This window comes from Minwuia sp., assembly GCF_048007105.1.
Taxonomy (GTDB): Bacteria; Pseudomonadota; Alphaproteobacteria; order Minwuiales; family Minwuiaceae; genus Minwuia.
This window is the reverse complement of the sequence record NZ_CP180352.1, coordinates 613,437-628,072: the sequence shown is the minus strand read 5'-3', so window position 1 is coordinate 628,072 and position 14,636 is coordinate 613,437. Positions and strand designations below refer to the sequence as shown.

At 67.1% G+C, this 14,636-nt stretch carries 11 protein-coding genes and 1 pseudogene; 7 read left to right on the top strand and 5 right to left on the bottom strand.

From position 1 onward, the window contains the following. Positions 1 to 36: 36 nt before the first annotated feature. Positions 37 to 711: a methyltransferase domain-containing protein gene (locus ACMVY4_RS02960; protein ID WP_416898706.1), complete on the bottom strand. Its 675-nt coding sequence runs from the start codon at positions 709 to 711 to the stop codon at positions 37 to 39. A gap of 133 nt (positions 712 to 844) precedes the next feature. On the opposite strand from ACMVY4_RS02960, the gene ACMVY4_RS02955 reads away from it, so the two are divergent. From ACMVY4_RS02955 to ACMVY4_RS02940, 4 genes are read left to right on the top strand one after another with little or no spacing between them, the layout of a single operon-like run. Beyond that, positions 845 to 1,987: a glycosyltransferase family 4 protein gene (locus ACMVY4_RS02955; RefSeq protein WP_416898705.1), complete on the top strand. Its 1,143-nt coding sequence runs from the start codon at positions 845 to 847 to the stop codon at positions 1,985 to 1,987. Next, positions 1,984 to 4,002 (top strand): heparinase II/III domain-containing protein, encoded by a 2,019-nt coding sequence (locus tag ACMVY4_RS02950; RefSeq protein ID WP_416898704.1) that lies wholly within the window; start codon positions 1,984 to 1,986, stop codon positions 4,000 to 4,002. The genes ACMVY4_RS02955 and ACMVY4_RS02950 overlap by 4 nt, the downstream gene beginning before the upstream one ends. A 40-nt stretch (positions 4,003 to 4,042) precedes the next feature. Beyond that, complete coding sequence (locus tag ACMVY4_RS02945; protein ID WP_416898703.1) at positions 4,043 to 5,356, top strand: nucleotide sugar dehydrogenase; 1,314 nt, start codon at positions 4,043 to 4,045, stop codon at positions 5,354 to 5,356. A 48-nt stretch (positions 5,357 to 5,404) separates the two neighbouring features. Continuing rightward, positions 5,405 to 6,562, top strand: coding sequence for an acyl-CoA dehydrogenase family protein (locus tag ACMVY4_RS02940; protein ID WP_416898702.1), 1,158 nt, complete (start codon positions 5,405 to 5,407; stop codon positions 6,560 to 6,562). A 256-nt stretch (positions 6,563 to 6,818) separates the two neighbouring features. On the opposite strand, the gene ACMVY4_RS02935 is transcribed toward ACMVY4_RS02940, so the two are convergent. Further along, complete coding sequence (locus tag ACMVY4_RS02935) at positions 6,819 to 8,261, bottom strand: mannose-1-phosphate guanylyltransferase/mannose-6-phosphate isomerase (protein WP_416898701.1); 1,443 nt, start codon at positions 8,259 to 8,261, stop codon at positions 6,819 to 6,821. A gap of 1 nt (position 8,262) precedes the next feature. Next, entirely contained in the window at positions 8,263 to 9,186 is a 924-nt protein-coding gene (locus tag ACMVY4_RS02930; protein ID WP_416898700.1) for a DMT family transporter, read from the bottom strand. Positions 9,187 to 9,297: 111 nt separating this feature from the next. On the opposite strand from ACMVY4_RS02930, the pseudogene ACMVY4_RS02925 reads away from it, so the two are divergent. Both ACMVY4_RS02925 and ACMVY4_RS02920 read left to right on the top strand, forming a co-directional pair. Beyond that, positions 9,298 to 10,591: pseudogene (locus ACMVY4_RS02925) on the top strand (acyl-CoA dehydrogenase family protein). Between the two features lie 3 nt (positions 10,592 to 10,594). Continuing rightward, a complete protein-coding gene (locus ACMVY4_RS02920; RefSeq protein WP_416898699.1) occupies positions 10,595 to 11,287 on the top strand; it encodes an FKBP-type peptidyl-prolyl cis-trans isomerase in 693 nt (230 codons plus the stop codon). 72 nt (positions 11,288 to 11,359) lie between these two features. Here ACMVY4_RS02920 and ACMVY4_RS02915 read toward each other — a convergent pair whose 3' ends face one another. Next, positions 11,360 to 12,319 (bottom strand): choline ABC transporter substrate-binding protein, encoded by a 960-nt coding sequence (locus tag ACMVY4_RS02915; protein ID WP_416898698.1) that lies wholly within the window; start codon positions 12,317 to 12,319, stop codon positions 11,360 to 11,362. Positions 12,320 to 12,423: 104 nt separating this feature from the next. Here ACMVY4_RS02915 and mnmA point away from each other — a divergent pair, with 104 nt between their 5' ends. Then, entirely contained in the window at positions 12,424 to 13,569 is a 1,146-nt protein-coding gene (mnmA, locus tag ACMVY4_RS02910) for a tRNA 2-thiouridine(34) synthase MnmA (protein ID WP_416898697.1), read from the top strand. A 277-nt stretch (positions 13,570 to 13,846) separates the two neighbouring features. Here mnmA and ACMVY4_RS02905 read toward each other — a convergent pair whose 3' ends face one another. Continuing rightward, entirely contained in the window at positions 13,847 to 14,635 is a 789-nt protein-coding gene (locus tag ACMVY4_RS02905) for a 2-keto-4-pentenoate hydratase (RefSeq protein WP_416898696.1), read from the bottom strand. Between the last annotated feature and the right edge of the window lies 1 nt (position 14,636).

Genomic DNA, 14,636 nt, shown 5'->3' with positions numbered 1-14,636 from the left:
TGACGGGGCGCACCATGCAAGAACGGGGCAGGCGGGTCAGCCCTTGCGGACGGCGATCAACGATTTCGTGAAGCCGCCCGAGCGCTCTTCGAGGATCGAGGCATCGGGAAACAGATCCTGCATCCCGCGCCGGGTCAGCAGGCGGAAATCCGGCCGCGTGCCCTTGGGCCAGAACCGGTTGGTGAAGCGGATCGTCGGCACCATCATCCAGCGCGGCATCATGACGATGAACACCGGCAGCCAGGAATGGCTCTCGACGGGGAAGTACTTGTAGGGCGTCTGAACGAAATAGCCCTTCGAGACCCGCCGCAACTCCGACGCGAACTGTCCCTGAAAGCGGTCAGCCATGTCGTTGAAGCGCCTGTCGTCGGTCATCCAGCGCATCTCTTCCTTCGGTCCGGTGACATGTTCGATCACCGAGGAACAGAAGACGATGTCGAAGGCGCCATCGTCGAAGGGCAGGACGTCCTCGTCGCCGGTCAACTGGACGGTGCGGAAGCCCCGCTTCGCCGCCTCGGCCAGATCGCTTTCGGAGATGTCGGCGACGGTCACCGCCGCGGGACCGCCGAGCACCGATGCGATATGCCCGCCGGTGCCGCCGCCCAGATCCAGGATGGTGGTCTCCGGTCCGATCGGGAAACTGTCGCGGAACATCTGGGCCCGCTTCGCGCGCGAACGGCCGGAGAATTTCCTGAACAGTTTCCACAGCATGCGCCGGCCCCGATTGACTTTGTGTCGAACCCGGCTCTAGACCGGCAGACAACTTGCATCCGCCGCCCTGTATATCTTGTGTTGCGGCTTGTGCCTATCGGGGCATCCGGTGCCGGAGGGGAGTACGGTCCAGTTGGGTGACGCGGGCAGAAAGCCTCGGGTGCTGATGGTCGGTCCGTTTCCGCCGACCCGCGGCGGCGTCACCACCTTCATGCTCAACGTCATCGGATCCGGGCTGTCGGACCGCTTCGACTTCGTGCCCCACACCACATCGCGGCCCGCGAAGAAGAACGTCGTCGACAATTACGGTTACGCGGCGATGTTCAAGGGCGGTATCGGGCGGCTGCTGAAGGCCGGCTGGGTGACGCTCTGGCATCTGGTCACCTTCCCCTTCGTTCTGGTCTTCCGCCGTATCGATCTGGTGCAGATCCAGTCCTCGGACTTCCAGACCTTCTGGGAAAGCTGCCTCTACCTGATGATGGCGAAGCTGTTCCGGCGGCCGACCATGCTCCGGCTCGGCGGCGTCTTCGACAAGTTCTACGAAGGCTCGTCGCCCCGGGTGCAGGCGCTGATCCGCCGCGGCGTCGCAGCCCCTGATATCCTGATCGTGCAGTCGGAAAGCTGGCGCAGCTATCTGGCCGGCGTCGGCCGGTCCGGCGATGTGATCGTCCTCTACAATTCCATCCCCGAAGCGACCATCGTGCCGGTCGATGCGCCGCGCAACACGCCGCCGCGGGTCGTCTTCTTCGCCGGATCGGAGTCGGTCCGAAAAGGTGCGCAGGTCGTGATTGCGGCTCTGAAGCACGAAAAAATCGCTGATCTGGCTGTTTCGCTCCGGTTTGTGGCGGTGATCGACCCACTCAAGTCGCAGATCGAGGCCGAAGGTCTGCCGCAGGATATCGAGCTGACGGGCTTCATGGATCATGCGCAGTTCCTCGCCGAACTGCGTCAGGGCGACATCTTCCTGATGCCGTCCTTCGGCGAGGGCTTTCCCAACAGCCTGCTGGAGGCGATGGCCGCGGGCTGCGCCTGCATCGCGACCCCGGTCGGCGCAGTGCCGGAAATCGTCGAGCATGAAGTCGAGGCGCTGGTCATGCAGCCCGGCGACGATGCGGCGCTGGCTGAAATGATCCGGCGGCTGGCGGAAGACGCCGACCTGCGGCTCCGGCTGGTTGCCGCCGCGCAAGAGCGGCTCCGGCGGCAGTTCACGGCGGAACGGGTTCTGGAACGGCTGGAGGCGGGCTACGAGACCCTGCTCGGGAAGCGCGCCGCATGACCGAGGCCCGCTCCCAGGACGGTCTGACACGGCTGATCCGGCGCGTGCGCTGGTACCGAAACCGGTTGGCGGCGATGTCGTCGGGGGAAGTCGCCCACCGCTTCGGCGAGATGGCGCGCCGGCAGGCCTACAAGCTCCGCGTGCCTGGTTCGGTGCGCAACTACGACCCCGGTTCCATGACGCTGCCGGTCTGGCCGGGACTGGCCGAGGGCGCCGGACGGCTGGCCGCCGATCCGGCGCTTATGGAGCGCTGGGCGCGGCACCGGGAGGCGGTCGAGGCCTGTCGCTTCGAGTTTCTCGGCATCGTCTGGCCCGCGCCGCCGGACGGGCGCGGCCTGCCGGACTGGCACATGGACCCGGTGACCGGCGACCGCTGGCCGGCCAGCGCCTACTGCTTCGACATCCCCTACCGCCACGCCGAAGCCTTCGGCGACGTCAAGAATGTCTGGGAGATTTCCCGGCTGCAGTATCTCCAGCCGCTCGCCGCCTACGCGCTGATTGCGGAGGACGCCGCCGCGGCGCGGCTCTGCCTCGATCACCTGCTCGACTGGATCGAGGAGAACCCGCCCTATTGCGGCGTCAACTGGCCGTCGATGATCGAGGCCGCGCTGCGCATCGTCTCCATCCTGGTCGTCTGCAGCCTGCTGGCGGACCATATCGGCGACGCGGAACGGCGCAGGATCCTGCGCTCGCTCTACCAGCATGGCTGGTGGATCGAGCGTTTCCCGTCGCGCTACTCCTCCGCCAACAATCATCTGGTCGCGGAAGCGGCGGCGCTGTTCCTGCTCGGCAGCCTGGCGCCGGATCTGCCGGGCGCGGGACGCTGGCGGAACTACGGCCGCCGGACGCTGGAGCAGCTGGCCGAGGCGCAGATCGCGCCGGACGGCGTGGGCCGCGAACAGTCGCCGGCCTATGCGGCTCTGACGCTGGAATGGCTGCTGCTCTCAGGCGATCTGGGACAACGGCTGGAGAAGCCCTTCGCCAAGGGCTACTGGCAGCGGATTGCGCGGGCCGGCGAGTTCCTGAAGTGGATCACCGACAGCGCCGGCAACCAGCCGCGCATCGGCGACGATGACGACAGCCACGTCCTCGGCAACGGCATGGGTGTCGAGGACACGGTGAACTCGGTGATGAGCTGCATTGCCAGCGCCACGGGCGAGGCTGCCATGGCGCCCCCCGTGCCGGTACCGCATTTCCGCAATGCGCTGTTCCCGGCGCCCCGTCCCGATCCGGCGTGGCCATCCGGGGTCCGGCATTTCACCGACGGCGGCTACACGGTCGACCGCCGGCCGGCGCGCGGCGGCGTGCCCGATCACCTGCTGGTCTTCGATCATGGCGATCTGGGCTATCTGTCGATCGCGGCGCACGGCCATGCCGACACGCTGGCGGTCTGGCTGCATGTCGGGGGGCAGCCGGTGCTGATCGACGCCGGCACCTATCTCTATCATGCCGGCCATGAGTGGCGGGACCACTTCCGCGGCACCGTCGCCCACAACACGCTGACGCTGTCCGGCGAGAACAGTTCGGAAATCTCGGGGCCGTTCAACTGGGCCCGCAAGGCCGCGGCCCGGATCGATGCCCAGTCGGGCGATGCCGACGCCTGGGCGCTGACGGCCAGCCATGACGGCTATCTGGAGGCCCATGGCGTCCGCCACCAGCGCCGGGTGGAACGGATTTCGCCCAACACGTTCCGCATCGCCGACCGGCTGACCGGCGCGCGCGGCGTGCACCGGGTCGAAATCGGGTTTCTGGTATCGCCCCGCTTCGAGGTCGAGGCTGTGGGCACCGGCTTTGCCGTTCGCGGTGACGAGGGTGTGGTGCTGGCGATCCTGCACGAAGGCGGGCTGCCGGGCTGGGTCGAGACCGGCCGCACGCGGCCGGAGCGCGGCTGGCATTCGCCGTCCTTCGGCGTGCGCGAACCGGCACCGCGGATCGTCTTTTCCGGGCAGGTCGCGACCGATCAGGACTGCGTCTTCCGTCTGGTTGTGGGCGGCACGGAATCTGTCACAGGATAGCGCGGCGCCGGCAGGCGCCCTTTAACGAGGGGAAAAATTCATGCGTCTCAGCGTCTTCGGCATGGGCTATGTCGGCAATGTGTCCGCGGCCTGCTTCGCCTCGGACGGCCACATCGTCATCGGCGTGGACCCGAACCAGACCAAGGTTGATCTGATCAACCAGGCCAAGTCGCCGATCGTGGAGCCGGGCCTGGCCGAACTGATGGAGGAGGCGGTCGCGTCGAAGCGGCTGTCGGCGACCACCGACGCGCGGGAAGCCGTCGAGCGGACGCAGCTCTCTCTGGTCTGCGTCGGGACGCCCAGCCAGCAGAATGGCAATCTGGACCTGAAATACCTCGAGAAGGTCTGCGAGGAGATCGGCGCGGTCCTGAAAAACAAGGCCGAGTTCCACATTGTCGTCATCCGCTCGACCATGCTGCCGGGCACCATCCGCGGCACCGTGATCCCGATCCTGGAGAAGGCCTCGGGCAAGAGAGCCGGGGTAGATTTCGGCGTCTGCAACAATCCGGAGTTCCTGCGCGAGGGCTCGGCGGTGCGCGACTTCCGCGAACCGCCCAAGACGGTGATCGGCGAGAGCGACCCGAAATCCGGCGACGCGCTGGCGAGCCTGTACGGCCATCTCGACGCGCCGCTGATCCGCACCGAGATCGAGGTCGCGGAGATGGTGAAATATGCCGACAACGCCTGGCACGCGGTGAAGGTGACCTTCGGCAACGAGATCGGCCTGATCTCCAAGAAGCTGGGCATCGACAGCCACAAGGTCATGGATATCTTCTGCCAGGATACGAAGCTGAACATCTCGCCCTATTACCTGCGCCCCGGCTTCGCCTTCGGCGGCTCCTGCCTGCCCAAGGACCTGCGCGCGATCACCTACAAGGCGCGCGAGCTCGACCTGCCGGTGCACATGCTGAACGCGGTGCTGCCGTCCAATGTCTGGCAGGTGCAGGCCGGCGTCGACATGGTGCTGGCCAAGGGCAAGCGGAAGGTCGGCGTATTGGGTTTCTCCTTCAAGGCGAACACCGACGACCTGCGCGAAAGCCCGCTGGTGGAGGTGATCGAGCGGCTGCTGGGCAAGGGCGTCGACCTGAAGCTCTACGACAAGAACGTCAGCCTCGCCCGGCTGACCGGCGCCAACCGCGACTACATCATGAAGACCATCCCGCACATCTCGAACCTGATGGTCGATTCGGTGCAGGAGGTCATCGATCACGCCGAGGTGCTGGTGATCGGCAATGGCGATCCCGCCTTCCGCCGTGTCCCGGAAATGATGCGCGAGGGCCAGATCCTCGTCGATTTCGTCCGCGTGATGAACGAGAAGAGCGAGAAGGGCCGCTACGACGGCGTCGCGTGGTAGGCAGGCCGCCCGTGCTCATCTAGTCTCCCGCCGGGGAGGACCGAGAGCATGCAGTTCGGATTTACCGAGGAACAGGAAGCGTTTCGCGACACCGCGCACCGCTTCGCCGCCGACAAGCTGAAGCCGCGCTATCAGCAGCGCGAAAAGGACGGCAGGGTCGAGGACGGCCTGCTGAAGGAGATGGGTTCGCTCGGGCTGGTCGGCGCCGACCTGCCGGAGGAGTTCGGCGGGTCCGGGATCGACGGCGTGACGTCGGGCATGCTGATCGAGGAGATCGGCTGGGGCGACCTTTCCGTCTCCTACTATCCGCTGCTGACCTCCCTGCTGGGCGATATCGTCGCCAAGCACGCGACGCCGGAAATGAAGAATGCCTGCGTGCCGCGGCTGACCTCGGGCGACGACATCATCGCGCTGGGCCTGACCGAACCGCGGGGCGGCTCCGATGCGGCCAACCTGGTCACGAAGGCCGAGCGCACCAATGCCGGCTACGTCCTGAACGGCGAGAAGACCTCGATCTCCTGTGCCGCGCAGGCGGACTGGATCATCGCCGTCGCCCGCACCGGGACCGAGGCCGACGGCGCCCGGGGCGTCACCGCCTTCCTGGTGCCGATGAACGCCGAGGGCGTCAGCACATCGACCTTCGACGATGTCGGCTCGACCGCGGTCGGCCGCGGTTCGGTCTTCTTCGATAATGTCCGGGTCTCCGACGACCAGCGCCTCGGCGCCGAGGGCTCGGGCTTCCGCGAGGTGATGGCCGGTTTCGACTATTCCAGGGCGCTGATCGGACTGCAGGTGCTGGGCTGCGCCAAGGCCTCGCTGGAAGAGACCTGGGAGTGGGTGCAGGAACGCCACGCCTTCGGCAACCCGATCGCCAAGTATCAGGGCGTGACCGAGCCTCTGGCGGTCGCCGAGACCAAGATCCGGGCGGCGGAACTGCTCTGCTTCCAGACTCTCTGGCTGCGCGATCAGGGCATGAAGCACACGGCCGAGGCCGCGATGTGCAAGTGGTTCGCCCCGCAGACCGCCTTCGAGACGGTGCACCAGTGCCTGCTGCTGCATGGCCACATGGGCTACGACAAGGGCACCCCGCACCAGCAGCGCCTGCGCGACATCATGGGGCTGCAGATCGGCGACGGCACGGCCCAGATCCAGAAGATGATCATCGCCCGGGAGAAGATCGGCAAGGTCGCCGTGCCCTACGCCTGACGACGATCCGGTGGCAACGGGCCTGATCATACAAAGCCTCCCCCTGGCAGGGGGAGGCCGGCGCGCAGCGACGGGTGGGGGTCGGCCGCGCTGATGGAAGAATGACAGACGCCTGAGCTGCTCCCACCCCCACCCAACCCTCCCCCTCGGAGGGGGAGGGCCTACTGTGAAACGACCATGATCGGGCGCCCGTACGCCCCGGATCCAGCATTTCCCCAGGGTCAAGCCCGAGGACAGAAAAGCGACAACCCCGCGCCTATTTCGTCTCGTGGTCGGCGCGGTTGTAGGGGTCGTCGAGGCGGACGATGTCGTCCTCGCCCAGATAGGTGCCGGACTGGATCTCGATCACTTCCAGATCGACCTTGCCGGGATTTGCCAGGCGATGCGGCGTGCCGATGGGAATGAAGGTCGACTCGTTCTCCGACAGCAACCGGGTCTCGTTGCCGTTGGTGACCTCGGCGGTGCCGGTGACGACCACCCAGTGCTCGGCCCGGTGGTGGTGCAGCTGGAAGGAGAGCTTCGCGCCCGGCTTCACCATCAGCCGCTTCACCTGGAAGCGCGGGCCGCCGTCCAGCGGCTCGTAATAGCCCCAGGGCCGGTAGTGGCGGACATGGCTCTCGTGTTCCTGGCGGCCCGAACTCTTCAGCACCTCCACCACGTCCTTGACGTCCTGCGCCCGGTCGCGATGCGCGATCAGCACGGCGTCGGAGGTCTCGACCACCGTCAGGTCGGAGACACCGATGGCCGCGACGACCGTCTTCTCGGTGTGGATGTAGCTGTTCTTCACGTCCTTCAGGATGACGTCGCCCGCCGTGGCGTTGCCGTCGGCGTCCTTGTCCGCGATTTCCCAGAGCGCGTTCCACGAGCCGATATCGGACCAGCCGAAAGCGCACGGGATGACCGCGGCACGGTCGGTCCGCTCCATCACCGCGAAGTCGATGGACTGCGCCGGGCAGGCGGCGAAGGCTTCCTCGTCAAGCCGGAGGAAGTCGAGATCCGGCTCGGCCCTGTCCAGCGCGGCGGTGACCGACTCGACGATGTCCGGGCGGAAGGCGGCCATCTCGTCCAGCAGCACGCCGGCGCGGGCGACGAACATGCCCGAGTTCCAGCTGTAGCCGCCCGCCGCGATGTAGCCGGTCGCGGTTGCCGCGTCGGGTTTCTCGGTGAACTGGTCGATGTGGAAGGCTTCCGGCTCGATCTCGGCGCCCTGCAGGATGTAGCCGTAGCCGGTATGCGGTTCGGTCGGCTGGATGCCGAAGGTGACGATGTGGCCCTTGTCGGCCAGCGCGATGGCCTGGTCCAGCCGGCGGCGGAATTCGGGTACGTCGCGGATGACGTGATCGGCCGGCAGCAGCACGATGACTGCGTCCTCGCGCTGGCGGCGGCAGAACAGCGCCGCCGCGGCGGCAGCCGGCGCAGTGTTGCGGCCCACGGGTTCCAGCATGATCGACAGCGCGTCCCGGCCGATGGCGCGAAGCTGCTCGGCGATGATGAAGCGGTGGTCGTTGTTGCAGATCACCAGCGGCGGCGCGAAGGCGGTATCGGCGGGCATGCGCAGCGCGGTCGCCTGCAGCATGGTCTCCTCGCCCGACAGCGGCAGCAGCTGCTTGGGGTAGAGGCTGCGCGAGAGCGGCCAGAGCCGCGTGCCCGAGCCGCCCGACAACAGCACCGGAAAGACCCGGGCCTCCGTCTCCGTCATGTCACGACCTCACCGCCGGTTTCGCCTGCCGACCCCCGCCCAAGGTAACCAGTGCGACGCCGACGGTCACCAGCGCCATGCCGGCCACGGCCAGCGGCCCGAAGGTCTCCCCGAACAGCGGCCAGGCGATCAGGGCGGCGACGGCGGGGACGAGGAAGAACAGGCTGGAGACCTGCGAGGCCGCGCCCCTCCGGATCAGCAGCAGCAGCAGCGTCGTCGCGCCGAAGGAGAGCACCACCACCAGCCAGCCGATGGCGAAGATGAACTCGCCCGTCCAGTCGACCTCGCGGGTCTCGAAGGCGAAGGCCAGGACGGTCAGCATCAGGCCGGCCGCGGTGAACTGGATGACATTGCCGGTCCGGATATCGAGCGTGCCGCAATAGCGCTTCTGGTAGAGCGTGCCGATGGTGATGCCGATCAGCGCGATGACCGAGAAGCCCATGCCGAGCGGCGTGCCCAGCCCGAGCTCCAGCTTGCGCCAGACCACCAGCGTCACGCCGGCGATGCCGAGCGCCAGTCCCAGCCACTGCCGGGCGGTCACCTTCTCGTTCAGCACCGGCGCGGCCAGCAGCGCCACCAGCAGGGGCTGGATGGCGACGATCAGGGCGGAGGTGCCGGCCTCGACGCCCAGGCTGATCGAGGTGAAGACGCCGCCCAGATAGACGCCGTGCAGCAGCACGCCGACCACGGCGATGTGCATCCAGTCGATGGCCCGTTTCGGCCAGGGCGCGCGGACGATCAGGCTGAAGGCCAGGAACCCTGCGACCACCATCCAGAAGCGCATGGACAGGAAGGTCAGCGGCTCGACATAGGGCAGGCCGAACTTGGCGCCGATGAAGCCGGTGGACCACAGGAAGACGAACACCACCGGCATGATGATGCCGTAGACGGGGTCGCGTGCGGTGGTGTCGGTCGCGGTGGCCATGGCGCGGGTTTAGCCGGTATTGCCGGGTGGCGGAAGTGCAGTCGCGGCATGACTCACGCCCTTGCGCCGGATGCTACACTCCGCCCGTCGCAACAAGGGGAGGACATGGCGATGGCTTGGGATTTCGAGACCGATCCCGAATTTCAGGACGCGCTGGACTGGATGGACGACTTCGTGAAACGCGAGGTCGAGCCGCTGGATCACGTGCTCGGCAGCGCCTACGACATCGCCGATCCGAAGTTCGTCAAGCTGGTCCTGGCCGCTGCAGGTGCAGGTGCGGGAACGCGGGCTCTGGGCCTGCCATCTCGGTCCCGATCTCGGCGGCCCCGGCTACGGCCAGGTCAAGCTCGCCCTGATGAACGAGATCCTGGGCCGCACCCGCTTCGGCCCGATCACCTTCGGATGTCAGGCCCCGGATACCGGCAATTCCGAGATCCTCGCCCATTTCGGCACGCCCGAGCAGAAGAAGCGCTGGCTGGAGCCGCTGCTGGCCAACGAGATCGTCTCCTGCTTTTCGATGACCGAACCGCAGGGCGGCGCCGATCCGGGCGTCTTCGTCACACGGGCCGAACCGGACGGGGACGACTGGGTGATCAACGGGGAGAAGTGGTTCTCCTCCAACGCGCGCTGGTCCAGCTTCCTGATCGTCATGGCGGTCACCGACCCCGAGAAACCGACGGTCTCGCGCATGTCGATGTTCATCGTGCCGACCGACACGCCGGGCGTGGAGATCGTGCGCAATGTCGGCTTCGCCACCGAGAAGGAAGGCAGCCACGCCTATGTCCGCTACACCGACGTGCGGGTGCCCAAGGATCATCTGCTCGGCCGGCGCGGCGAGGCCTTCAAGGTGGCGCAGGTGCGGCTCGGCGGCGGGCGCATCCACCACGCCATGCGCACGCTGGGCCGCGTGCGGATGATCTTCGACATGATGTGCGAACGCGCCCTCAGCCGCGAGACCAAGGGCGAGAAACTGGCCGACAAGCAGATGACGCAGGAGAAGATCGCCGACGCCTGGATCATGATGGAGCAGTTCCGCCTGTTCGTGCTGCGCACCGCCTGGCGGATCGACCATTATCAGGACTACATGAAGGTCCGGAAGGACATCGCCGCGGTGAAGGCGCAGATGCCGAAGGTGCTGCACGACATCGCCTCCGCGGCGCTCTACCTGCACGGCTCCATCGGAATCTCGTCGGAGATGCCCTTCGCCGATCAGGTGCTGCAGAGCTTCCACATGGGCCTCGCCGACGGACCGTCGGAGGTGCACAAGATCACCGTCGCCCGGCAGTTGCTTCGCGACTACGCGCCGACCAACGAGGTCTTCCCGAGCTATCACCTGCCCCGGCTGAAGGCCGAGGCAGAGGAGAAATTTGCGGATGCGCTGGCCGAACTCGCCGAGGGAGCCTGATTGATGATCCGATCAACAGCGATAGCCGCTCTGATGGCGCTTGCAGTCACAGGCGGCGCGATGGCTCAGGACTCGGTCCCGCTCGATACCGTGGACAAGCGATACAGCTACATGATCGGCCTGCGGCTGGCCGATCAGCTGAAGCAGCAGGGCTTCAGCGACAAGCTCGACATCGAGGCGTTCACGCAGGCGATGAGGGATACATTTGCAGGCCGGCAACCGCGTCTGAGCAGCGAGGAGATGCAGACGACGATCGCGGCGGTCCAGGCACGAATGGCCGATGAGAAGAGCCGTGCAGGCGAGGAGGCGCGGGCCCGGGGGCAGGCCTTCCTGGAACAGAACCGCGGCCAGCCCGGCGTGACCACAAAGGCGTCGGGCCTCCAGTATCTGGTGACCACGAATGGCAGCGGGCCGGTCCCCGGAGGCATCGACACGGTTCGGGTGCACTACGAGGGACGGTTGCTCGACGGCACCGTCTTCGACAGTTCCTACCAGCGCGGCGAGCCGGCCGTGTTCCGGGTGGGCCAGGTCATTCCCGGCTGGCAGGAAGCCCTGCAGATGATGCCCGCGGGCAGCAAGTGGGAGGTCTGGATCCCGTCGGATCTGGCCTATGGCGCGCAGGGCGCCGGTGACGTGATCGGACCCAACGAGGTGCTGAACTTCACCATCGAACTGATCGAGATCGTCCGGAACTAGCCACGGACGATGGCGGTGCGCGAGAGGCCGGCCCTTCCCGGGAGGAAGCGGCCGGCCGCCCGTGTCTCGGGACTACGCGCCGAGGGCGGACTTCACTGCGGCGCGGCCGTCCTTGCCGTCCCAGGTCTTCACGCCCTTCAGCCACTTGTCGAGCATCTCCGGATGCCCCTTCAGCCAGGTCTTCGCGGCGTCGTCGGCTTCCTCGCCGTCGTTCAGGATCGCGCCCATGATCTCGTTCTCCATGGGCAGCGTGAAGGTCAGGTTCTTCAGAAACGCGCCGAGGTTCTTGCACTCGTCGAGATAGCCCGCGCGGACATTGGTGTAGACGGTCGCGCCGCCATAGTCGGGGCCGAACCAGTCGTCGCCGCCCGAGAGATATTCCATCTCGTAATTGGCATTCATCGGATGCGGCGCCCAGCCGAGGAAGACGACGTGCTCGTCGCGTTTCACCGCGCGGCCGACCTGCGCCAGCATGCCCTGCTCGGAGCTCTCGACCACGTCGAAGCCCTTCAGGCCGAAGGCGTCCTTCTCGATCATCTCCAGGATCAGGCGGTTGCCGTCATTGCCCGGCTCGATGCCGTAGATCTTGCCGTCCAGCTGATCGCGGAACTTGGCGATGTCGGCGAAGCTCTTCAGGCCGGCGGCGTATGTGTATTTCGGCACCGCCAGCGTGTATTTCGCGCCTTCCAGATTGACGCCGACGGTCTCGACCGAACCGTCCTCGCGGTAGGGCGCGATGTCGGCCTCCATGGTCGGCATCCAGTTGCCGAGGAAGACGTCGATGTCGCCGTTCTTGAGCGAGGCGTAGGTCACCGGCACGGACAGCACCTTGATGTCGGTCTCGTAGCCCAGCGCCTGCAGCACCGCACTTGTGGCTGCGGTGGTGGCGGTGATGTCGGTCCAGCCGACGTCGGAGAAGGTGACTTCCTTGCACTGGATCGGCTCTTCGTCCGCCCGGCTGCCCGAGGCGAAACCGCCCGCCAGCGCCAGGATGGCCGCGCCAATGGTGGCGCGCATGAAGATGTTGCGCATGTCGCTCTCCCTTGTCGTTCGTTGTTGGCGGCCACGATCCGTGGTGGGGCGGGGAAGGTCAAGCATCCTTGCGCAGCCGTGGCGGGGCGATATATCAGCCGCTCATGAGCATCGATCTGGACATTCCGGGAGAGCGCAGCGCGGCGCGCGTCGTCGTCGCCATGTCGGGCGGCGTGGACTCGTCAGTCACCGCCGCGCTCTGCAAGGAAGCCGGCTACGACGTCGTCGGGATCACGCTGCAGCTCTACGACCATGGTGCGGCCGTCGAGCGCAAGGGCGCCTGCTGTGCGGGGCAGGACATTCTCGACGCCCGCAACGTCGCCGACCGGATCGGCATCCCCCATTACGTGCTCGACTATGAAAGCCGCTTCCGGGACTCGGTCGTCGACGATTTCGCCGACGCCTATCTGCGGGGTGAGACGCCGGTGCCCTGCATCCGCTGCAACCAGACGGTCAAGTTCCGCGACCTGCTGACGACGGCGAGGGATCTGAGCGCCGTGGCGCTGGCGACCGGGCACTATGTGAAGCGCGCGGCAGGTCCGGACGGTGCGGAACTGCACGCCGCCGCCGATGACAGCCGCGACCAGAGCTATTTCCTGTTCGCCACCACGCGCGAGCAGCTCGATTTCCTGCGCTTCCCCCTCGGCGATCTGCCGAAGTCGGAAGTGCGGGCGCATGCCGAGCGGCTCGGCCTGCCGGTGGCGGCCAAGCCCGACAGCCAGGACATCTGCTTCGTGCCCAACGGCGACTACCGCCGCGTGATCGAGAAGCTGCGCCCCGACGCCCGCATCCCCGGCGAGATCGTCGACATGGACGGCCGCGTGCTCGGGATCCATGACGGCGTGCTCGGCTTCACCATCGGCCAGCGCAAGGGCCTCGGCCTGGGCGGTGGGATCGATGGCCGGGGCGAGGACACGCAGCCGCGCTTCGTCGTGCGGCTGGAGCCGGACAGGGCCCGCGTCGTCGTCGGCCCGCGCGAGGCGCTGGCCGTCTCCAGCCTGACGGTGAAAGAACTGAACTGGCTCGGATCCGGCGCGATCCCTGCCGACGGGCTGAGCGTCACGGCGAAGATCCGAAATAACGCCCCCGCGGCTCCGGCAACGCTCTACCCGGCGGCCTCCGGCTTCGCCCACGTACAGTTCGACGCGCCCGAATACGGCGTCTCGGCCGGCCAGGCCTGCGTCTTCTACGACGGCGGCCGTGTGCTCGGCGGCGGCTGGATCGCCGAGGCGCAGAGCGCGGCGGCGTAGGGGAACCTCCCACCCGTCCCGGGACTTGATCCCGGGACCCAGACCGGCGCGGCCACGGCTCTACATCCGCTCGGAACTGGGCAGCGGGATCAAGTCCCGCTGCGGGTGGAAACACTTCTGATATGTCTGAGCCGCGCTGCGTGCCGACCGGGCGGGGATAGGCTCCTGGCACGCATCACCGGCCAGCTTTTGAGGTCCTCGGGCTTGACCCGAGGACCTTGTCCATCCGCTTGCGCCGAGGCCTTCGGATCAAGTCCGAAGGCGGAAAACTGGCTGCCTACACGATCGTCAGTTCCACCGCGCCCAGGGGGCCGAAATCGGCCTTCAGCACGTCGCCGGCCTTCGCCGGATAGACGTCGATGGTGGTGCCGGTGGAGATGTAGTCGCCCGCCTTCAGCCCCTCGCGCGCATAGACCGCGCGGACATTGGCGAGCCAGGTCAGGGGGTTGATCGGGTTGCCCATCACCGCGAAGCCGTTGCCCTCGCGCACCGTCTCGCCATTGCAGGTCAGCAGCACCTCGATCTCGGAGAGGTCGTGGTCGCGCCAGTCCGCGACCGGGGCGCCGTGGACCCAGGCGCCATGGCTGCCATTGTCGGCGATGATGTGCGGCGCGCCGATGGTGGTCCAGTCGTCATAGCGGCTGTCGACGATCTCGATGCAGGGCATGGCGTAGTCGATGGCGTCGGCGACCGAGTCCGGATCGTAGGGCGCGGCCGCGGCCGGCAGGTCGTCCTTCAGGCGGAAACCGATCTCGGCCTCGATCACGGTCATGAACAGGCCGGACGCGGCGAACGTCGCGGGCGAGGCCTGGGCCATCTTCTCGAAGACGCCGCCATAGAAGGGCTCGTCGATGCCGATATGGGCCTGCGCCGTCGGGTTGGTGCAGCCGATCTTCCAGCCGATCTGGCGGCCCAGCTTCTCGCCCAGCAGCTTGCGGTGCACCTTCTGGATGGCGTAGCCGCCCTCCGGGTCCGCCGGGGCCAGCCCCTCGGGCAGCCTCGGAATGCGCGCGGCGTTGCTCCGCGCCTCCATCAGGGCGCGTGCCGCGCCTTCCGCATTGTCCATA

What these genes read in the sequence shown, in the direction of transcription:
- ACMVY4_RS02960 (WP_416898706.1), bottom strand. Translation starts at nt 711, where the DNA reads ATGCTGTGGAAACTGTTCAGGAAATTCTCCGGCCGTTCGCGCGCGAAG.
- ACMVY4_RS02950 (WP_416898704.1), top strand. Translation starts at nt 1,984, where the DNA reads ATGACCGAGGCCCGCTCCCAGGACGGTCTGACACGGCTGATCCGGCGC.
- ACMVY4_RS02945 (WP_416898703.1), top strand. Translation starts at nt 4,043, where the DNA reads ATGCGTCTCAGCGTCTTCGGCATGGGCTATGTCGGCAATGTGTCCGCG.
- ACMVY4_RS02940 (WP_416898702.1), top strand. Translation starts at nt 5,405, where the DNA reads ATGCAGTTCGGATTTACCGAGGAACAGGAAGCGTTTCGCGACACCGCG.
- ACMVY4_RS02935 (WP_416898701.1), bottom strand. Translation starts at nt 8,261, where the DNA reads ATGACGGAGACGGAGGCCCGGGTCTTTCCGGTGCTGTTGTCGGGCGGC.
- ACMVY4_RS02930 (WP_416898700.1), bottom strand. Translation starts at nt 9,186, where the DNA reads ATGGCCACCGCGACCGACACCACCGCACGCGACCCCGTCTACGGCATC.
- ACMVY4_RS02920 (WP_416898699.1), top strand. Translation starts at nt 10,595, where the DNA reads ATGATCCGATCAACAGCGATAGCCGCTCTGATGGCGCTTGCAGTCACA.
- ACMVY4_RS02915 (WP_416898698.1), bottom strand. Translation starts at nt 12,319, where the DNA reads ATGCGCAACATCTTCATGCGCGCCACCATTGGCGCGGCCATCCTGGCG.
- mnmA (WP_416898697.1), top strand. Translation starts at nt 12,424, where the DNA reads ATGAGCATCGATCTGGACATTCCGGGAGAGCGCAGCGCGGCGCGCGTC.
- ACMVY4_RS02905 (WP_416898696.1), bottom strand. Translation starts at nt 14,635, where the DNA reads ATGGACAATGCGGAAGGCGCGGCACGCGCCCTGATGGAGGCGCGGAGC.